The following is a 908-nucleotide window of genomic DNA, read 5'->3' on the forward strand; positions in this document are numbered from 1 at the left end:
TTCTTTTCTACAGCCATCATCACCTCCTTAAGGCTGCAAAGTCTCACGCGCGCTATCAACGCCGGAACTTTTTGCAATTGAAGGAAAATTCTCTTGATACCAATCGCTAGGGCTTATGTAATTATCGGTAACTTCTGCTATCTTTTTTATTATCTTAGGATGCGGAAATCGCTTCTTATTTACATAGCGTGCTACAGATGCTTGCGTAACACCTACCAAAATCGCAAACTCGGCATAAGTAATATTATTCTTTGATAAATACAGTTTTAGTTTAGACATTCCTTTTTATACCATATCGGTATTATTAAAACAAGGAAATTTTACCATATTGGCATTTGAAAGGATTTTTTTTTTAATTAGGATAAGAATCATGAATAATTTGAAATTTTTCAGACAAAAAGTCGGTTTAACTCCAAAAGAATTAGCCGAATTGGTGGGAACTAGTCAGCCACAAATTTTTCGTTTAGAAAATGGGCAACGAAAATTAACAAAAGAGTGGGCTATACGTTTGGCACCACACTTAAAAATTACTCCCAAACAATTGTTGTTTTCAGGAAATAAGCCTAATAGCTTAGATGAACAAATTGAAGATATGTTAGAGCATCTAAGCTACGATAATAAGGTTAAACTTCTGGATCTCCTTTCTTCATTTTATCAAGATAAAAAAGAATAAACTCTCTTTTTTCATCTTCTGTCAATTTATTCCATAGTTCCAATATTTGCGTATTAATTGACCATTTTTCATCCATTTGTTCTACTCATAAAAAATAAAAAATAAAAAATAACCATTTTGGTATTGACTTTAAATTACCATTTTGGTATCAAGATATCCCATATCTTAGAAAATAACTTTTGCCAATAGGCAGTATGGAGGCATTTGTGAATAAACCAGTGTTTATAAATTCTGA

The 908-nt window shown here is 31.8% G+C and carries 2 protein-coding genes; one reads left to right on the forward strand and one right to left on the reverse strand.

Features of this window, described 5'->3' with window-relative positions; all coding sequences use genetic code 11:
- Positions 1-27: 27 nt before the first annotated feature.
- Positions 28-279, reverse strand: coding sequence for a helix-turn-helix transcriptional regulator (locus tag ACFIK3_RS09655; RefSeq protein WP_273791720.1), 252 nt, complete (start codon positions 277-279; stop codon positions 28-30).
- 91 nt (positions 280-370) lie between these two features.
- Between ACFIK3_RS09655 and ACFIK3_RS09660 the strand changes: the two genes are divergently transcribed.
- Positions 371-673 (forward strand): helix-turn-helix domain-containing protein, encoded by a 303-nt coding sequence (locus ACFIK3_RS09660; protein ID WP_183229374.1) that lies wholly within the window; start codon positions 371-373, stop codon positions 671-673.
- Positions 674-908: the final 235 nt, after the last annotated feature.

Source organism: Bartonella sp. CB10SXKL, assembly GCF_042195515.1.
Taxonomy (GTDB): Bacteria; Pseudomonadota; Alphaproteobacteria; order Rhizobiales; family Rhizobiaceae; genus Bartonella.

What these genes read in the sequence shown, in the direction of transcription:
- ACFIK3_RS09655 (WP_273791720.1), bottom strand. Translation starts at nt 279, where the DNA reads ATGTCTAAACTAAAACTGTATTTATCAAAGAATAATATTACTTATGCC.
- ACFIK3_RS09660 (WP_183229374.1), top strand. Translation starts at nt 371, where the DNA reads ATGAATAATTTGAAATTTTTCAGACAAAAAGTCGGTTTAACTCCAAAA.